The sequence below is a fragment of the Streptomyces graminilatus genome, assembly GCF_001418565.1.
GTDB lineage: Bacteria > Actinomycetota > Actinomycetes > Streptomycetales > Streptomycetaceae > Streptomyces > Streptomyces graminilatus.
On the sequence record NZ_LIQQ01000530.1, the window covers coordinates 1 to 5,296 of the forward strand.

The 5,296-nt window shown below is 68.4% G+C and carries 6 protein-coding genes and 1 pseudogene; 4 read left to right on the plus strand and 3 right to left on the minus strand.

The window, feature by feature from the left end; translation table 11 throughout:
- Positions 1 to 1,288 (plus strand): AMP-dependent synthetase/ligase (locus tag AOK08_RS35160; protein WP_157876924.1); only part of this gene is annotated, 1,288 nt, incomplete at its 5' end.
- Positions 1,289 to 1,376: 88 nt separating this feature from the next.
- Here the strand turns inward: AOK08_RS35160 and AOK08_RS35165 are convergent.
- From AOK08_RS35165 to AOK08_RS35175, 3 genes are all read right to left on the minus strand, one after another.
- A complete protein-coding gene (locus tag AOK08_RS35165; protein WP_055533580.1) occupies positions 1,377 to 1,784 on the minus strand; it encodes a rodlin in 408 nt (135 codons plus the stop codon).
- Between the two features lie 163 nt (positions 1,785 to 1,947).
- Complete coding sequence (locus AOK08_RS35170) at positions 1,948 to 3,036, minus strand: LCP family protein (RefSeq protein ID WP_055533573.1); 1,089 nt, start codon at positions 3,034 to 3,036, stop codon at positions 1,948 to 1,950.
- A gap of 153 nt (positions 3,037 to 3,189) precedes the next feature.
- Positions 3,190 to 3,600, minus strand: coding sequence for a rodlin (locus tag AOK08_RS35175; RefSeq protein ID WP_055533574.1), 411 nt, complete (start codon positions 3,598 to 3,600; stop codon positions 3,190 to 3,192).
- Between the two features lie 251 nt (positions 3,601 to 3,851).
- Here AOK08_RS35175 and AOK08_RS35180 point away from each other — a divergent pair, with 251 nt between their 5' ends.
- The 3 genes and pseudogenes from AOK08_RS35180 to AOK08_RS46875 form a co-directional block, all read left to right on the plus strand.
- On the plus strand, positions 3,852 to 4,265 hold the full coding sequence (locus AOK08_RS35180) for a rodlin (protein ID WP_055533575.1): 414 nt from the start codon (positions 3,852 to 3,854) through the stop codon (positions 4,263 to 4,265).
- A 288-nt stretch (positions 4,266 to 4,553) separates the two neighbouring features.
- Positions 4,554 to 4,781 (plus strand): chaplin ChpD, encoded by a 228-nt coding sequence (gene chpD, locus AOK08_RS35185; RefSeq protein ID WP_055533577.1) that lies wholly within the window; start codon positions 4,554 to 4,556, stop codon positions 4,779 to 4,781.
- 102 nt (positions 4,782 to 4,883) lie between these two features.
- Positions 4,884 to 5,296 (plus strand): annotated as a pseudogene (locus AOK08_RS46875) (hypothetical protein); the annotation flags it as partial.

Below are 5,296 nucleotides of genomic sequence, written 5' to 3' on the forward strand. Positions count from 1 at the left end.
CTACACCTCCGGCACCACCGGCCGGCCGAAGGGCTGCGTCCTCACCCACGCGAACCTGCACGCCGAGGCCGCCAACGTCGTCGAACTGCTGCACCCGATCTTCAAGGAGGTCACCAACCAGACCGCGTCCACCCTGCTCTTCCTCCCCCTCGCCCACATCATGGGCCGGGCCCTTCAGATCGGCTGTCTGATGGCCCGCATCGAGATCGGCCACTTCCCGAGCATCAAGCCCGACGAACTCCGCCCGATGCTCCGGGAGTTCAGGCCGACCTTCCTGGTGGGCGTCCCGTATCTCTTCGAGCGGATCCACGCTGCCGGCCGCGCGACCGCCGAGAAGATGGGCCGCGCGTCCTCCTTCGACCGCGCCCACCGCATCGGCGTCCGCTTCGCCGAGGCGTACCTCGAGAAGTTCCTCGCCACCGGCCCTACCGCCGCCAAGGGCCCCGGCCCCGGCCTGTACGCCGCGTGGGCCCTGTACGACCTGCTCGTGTACCGCCGTATCCGCAAGGAGCTGGGCGGGCGCATGCGGTACGCCATCAGCGGCGGCTCGCCGCTCGACCGCGACCTCAGCCTCTTCTTCTACGCCGCCGGAATCGTCGTCTACGAGGGCTACGGCCTGACCGAGACGACCTCGGCCGCCACCCTCGTCCCGCCCCTGGCGCCCCGCCCCGGCACGGTCGGCCTGCCCGTCCCCGGCACCGCGGTCCGGATAGCCGACGACGGTGAGGTGCTCCTCAAGGGCGCGGTCGTCTTCGGCGCCTACTGGAACAACCCGTCGGCCACGGACACCGTACTGAGCGACGGCTGGTTCGCGACCGGCGACCTCGGCGCCCTCGACGACGACGGGTACCTCACCATCACCGGCCGCAAGAAGGACATCATCGTCACCTCCGGCGGCAAGAACGTCGCCCCGGCGGTCCTGGAGGACCGGCTGCGCAGCCGTACGCCGATCGGCCAGTGCATGATCGTCGGCGACAACCGCCCCTTCGTCGCCGCCCTGATCACCCTCGCCCCCGATTCCGTCGCCCACTGGCTCACGGTCCGGGGGATGCCCGCCGACACCCCCATGTCCGAGGTGATCGCCGACCCCCGGATGCGCGCCGACGTGCAGCGGGCCGTGGACCATGCCAACGCGGCGGTCTCCCGGGCCGAGTCGATCCGCGCCTTCACCCTGATCGAGGGCGAGTTCACCGAGGACAACGGCCAGCTCACCCCGTCCCTCAAGGTCAAACGCCACGCGGTACGGGAGGCGTACGCGGCCGAGATCGAGGCCCTGTACCGCAAGTGACGTCCACAGTCCCGTAAAAGGCTGTGGAACGCCGAACGGCGGGCCACCGGAGAACCGGTGACCCGCCGCCGCAACCGAGCGGGGAGGCTCAGCTGTTGCCGGCGCCGTTGCCGGACAGCACGGGGATGTCGCTGAGGATGTGCGACAGCGGCTCGTCGCCCTTGGCCTGCGTCGAGTTCTCGACACACTGCTGGTTCTGCGGAGCCGACAGGATCGGGATGTCCTGGACGGCGATCGGGATCAGGCCGACGACGGAACCGACGTTGAGCTTGGCCGGGAGGCCGACACACGGCTTGTTCAGCGAACCCTGGACCAGCGAGAGCTGCGGGCTCATGTCACCGAACGTGGCCGAGTTGCCGAACTCCTGCTCGGCACCGTTGCCGCTGACGGAGGTGGTGCCACCGTCATCGGCGATCGCCAGGGCCTGGGGCGCTGCCGTCGCCGAGATACCGGCGACAGAGGCGGCGATGGCCGCGGTTGCCCACAGCTTCTTCATGTTCATTCCCTTCGAAAAGCGGACTCCGGTGAGGAGCTGCGTGATCAACAACGGCCCAACCCCACCCGGGGTTGCGGTGATTGCCCCATTTGGCCCAGCGTGCGAGGTGTACGGGCGGCCGTACGGGGAAACGGGACCGTCCGGCCCCGCCCTAAAGCCCGGCTCAGGGGCACGCCAGCCGGTTGCCGCGCACCGGTACGTCCTTGCCGAACACCGGCGGGTCGGCGGGCTTCGGGTCCGAACCCGCCGCGATCAGCGGCCGGTCCTCGCGCACCTTGGTGAACATCGCCTTCGACTTCGCGGCGTCCCAGCGGATCGTCGAACCGACTCCCTTCATCGGCGGGTTGAACCCGCCGATCGGCACGGTGGCGAACTCGGTCCGGGTGGCCGGCACCTTGCTCAGCGCCTTGCCGAGGGTGACCAGCGCCTTCACGCCGTTCTTCCCGAAGCCCTGCTGGACCTTGGCCGGACCGAGCAGCGTCCGCGCCACCCGGCCCATGACCACCGGGTCGCTGAGCACCTTCCGGGCGGTCAGCCGTTCCAGCGCCGTGACCAGGAACCGCTGCTGGCGCTGGATCCGCCCGAGGTCGGCGCTCTGGTCGACGTGCCGAGAGCGGACGTACTGCAAGGACTGGCCGCCCTTGAGCAGATGCCGTCCCGGCGCGAGGTTCAGCTTGGTCTTGGAGTCCTTGAGGCGCCGCGCGGTGCACACCTCGGCCCCGCCGACCTGGTCGACGGCGTCGATGAACCGGCGGAAGTCGAGCTGCAGATACTGCTCGACACTCACCCCGGTCGCCGCCTCCACCGTCCGCTCCACGAGCCCTGGACCGCCCTCCGCGTACGCGCCGTTGAGCTTCGCGGGGTGCGCGAGGCGCCGTTTCGCGGTCGGTGTGGGCTTGTACGCCGGAATCGTGGCGAGGGAGTCGCGCGGCAGGCTGATCACGCTGACGCGGTCGAGTCTGGCCGACACATGGACGAGCATCATCACGTCCGCGCAGTTGCAGGCGAAGCCGCCCGCGTGGAACTTGCGGCGCTCCTGCGCGGAGATGGTGGCGCGGCTGTCCGTGCCCAGCAGCAGGATGTCGGTGCCCTTGGCGGCGACGGCGCCGCCCGTGGGTGTCAGCGGCGGTGTCTGGGGCATACCGCAGCCGACCGCGGTCGCGGCGCACAACAGCGCGATCCCGCACAGCCGGGAGAGGCGGGAGAGGCGGGCAGGGCGGGAGAACCGGAGCGAAGGGTGTCTGGTCGTCACGTGACGCAACGTAGGCCAGCGGGCCGCCGAGAGTTCGACGGCCCGCTGGTGACGGCTCGAAGTGAGCCCGGACGTACGCCCGGGTCAGTCGTCGCCGGTACTACTGGTGGTGACGCTGGTACCGGAAATGAACGGTGCTGACGCCGGCGAAGGTCAGTTGTTGCCGATGCCGTTGCCCGACAGGACCGGGATGTCGCTGAGGAGGTGCGACAGGGGCTCGTCGCCCTTGGCCTGCGTCGAGTTCTCGACACACTGCTGGTTCTGCGGAGCGGACAGGACGCTGATGTCCTGGACGGCGATCGGCACGGCGCCCACGAGCGAACCGGCGTTGACCTTGGCGGGCAGGCCGATGCAGGGCTTGTTGAGCGAGCCCTGGATGAGGGCCATCTGGGGGCTCATGTTGCCGTACGTGGCCGAGTTGCCGTACTTCTGGATGGCGCCGTTGCCACTGGTGGACGTCGTGCCACCGTCGTTCGCGATCGCCATCGCCGGGGCCGCTACCGCAGCGGAGACACCGACGACGGAAGCGGCGACCGCCGCGGCAGCCATAACCTTCTTGATCACTTGCTAGTCCCTTCTGAAGAAACCCCGTCCACCGGAGCCGCGCTGATCAACTGCCTCCGGCGCGCATGGTTGCTGCGATTCACTCTGATGGCCCATGGCGAGGGGCGGTCGTGAGGAGCCCGTGAACCGGGCGTTTCCATGAATTTCCGGGTACGGAACGAGCCAATCGGGTGAAGTCACGAAACCAATCCCCGCCCATCCGGTTGATGCGAGAGCAGGAACATGTGTCTCTGCCAGGAAAGGAAAGCGAAATGCTGAAGAAGGCAATGGCCGCGGCGGCGGTAGCCGCATCTGTCGTCGGAGTCTCGGCGGCGACCGCCCCTCAGGCGCTTGCCACAGCGGACGACGCGGGCACCACGTCCGTCAGCGGGAACGGTGCGGTCTCGAAGTTCGGCAACTCCCTGACCAAGGGGGACATGAGCCCGCAGATGAGCCTCGCGCAGGGCACGCTCAACAAGCTCTGCCTCGGCGTGCCCGTCAAGGGCAACGTGGGCTCGGTCGTGGGCGTTCTCGTCCCGGTCGCCGTCCAGGACATCCCGATCCTGTCCGCCCCGCAGAACCAGCAGTGCGCCGAGAACTCGACGCAGGCCAAGGGCGACGAGCCGCTGGCCGGCGTTCTCAGCGACATTCCGGTCCTGTCCGGGAACGGTGTCGGCAACAGCTGATCGCCGTCGGCTGACCGGTTGTCGACAGTCGTCCGGTCACCCATAGAAGCAGCTTGAGCAGCCCCCGCACACGGTGCGGGGGCTGCTCGCGTTTTCCGTCTTTCGTGTGGACCGTGTTTCCCGCCGCTTCGGGGCGTTCGAGTGAATTATCGGTGGGAGCACGTTCCGTCGTTTCTTCGGCTGTCTATCCCTCGTTTTACAACTGCCGGTCATGGTGCGAGCCGTTCATGCTGTGCTCGCTCGGCCTTCGGCCGACATAGGGGCATGACCGCAGAGAAGGGAAACCTCATGAAGAAGAGCGTTGCTGTCATCGCGGGCGCCATCATGGCGCTCGGAATGGCCGCCCCGGCCTTCGCCGACGCCGACGCCGAGGGCTTCGCCGCCGGCTCCCCGGGTGTGCTGTCCGGCAACGTGATCCAGGTGCCCGTCCACATTCCCGTCAACGTGTGCGGCAACTCGATCAACGTCATCGCGCTGCTGAACCCGGCGTTCGGAAACACCTGCGTCAACGACTGACGTGTAGCACCAGCCGTTCGGCGGTGTCTGGGCCGGTCTTGGAGAGCCTCTCGGTGCCAAGGCCGGCTTTTTCTCACCTCTCCCATTAGGAAGATAATCGGAATGCGACGACAGACTCTGAGCAGGGGGATGGTCGTGGCAGCCGCCGCGATGAGCCTCCTGTCCCTGTACGGCATCTCAACGCTCGCAGACGCGGACGCGGGCAGATCCACAACAGCCTCGGCCGCGCACGGAGCCCCCGCCCCGCCCCACGACGACCCCGGTTACGGCAACGGGAACAGCCACGGCAACGGCCACGCCCACGGTCACGCGAACGGCCACGGCCACGGGAACGGCCACAACCAGGGTCAGGGGAACGGCCACAACCATGGCAACGGCTACGGGGACACGCCTGGCGGCTACGGCGACACCCCACCGACGAAGCCGCCAACTAAGCCGCCGACCAAACCTCCAACCAAGCCACCGACGAAACCCCCCGCAAAGCCGCCGACAAAACCCCCTCACCACCCGCCCAC

Excerpts from the sequence above, each read along its gene's own strand:
- AOK08_RS35180 (WP_055533575.1), top strand. The coding sequence starts at position 3,852 with ATGCTGAAGAAGGCAATGGCCGCGGCGGCGGTAGCCGCATCTGTCGTC.
- AOK08_RS35165 (WP_055533580.1), bottom strand. The coding sequence starts at position 1,784 with ATGAAGAAGCTGTGGGCAACCGCGGCCATCGCCGCCTCTGTCGCCGGT.
- chpD (WP_055533577.1), top strand. The coding sequence starts at position 4,554 with ATGAAGAAGAGCGTTGCTGTCATCGCGGGCGCCATCATGGCGCTCGGA.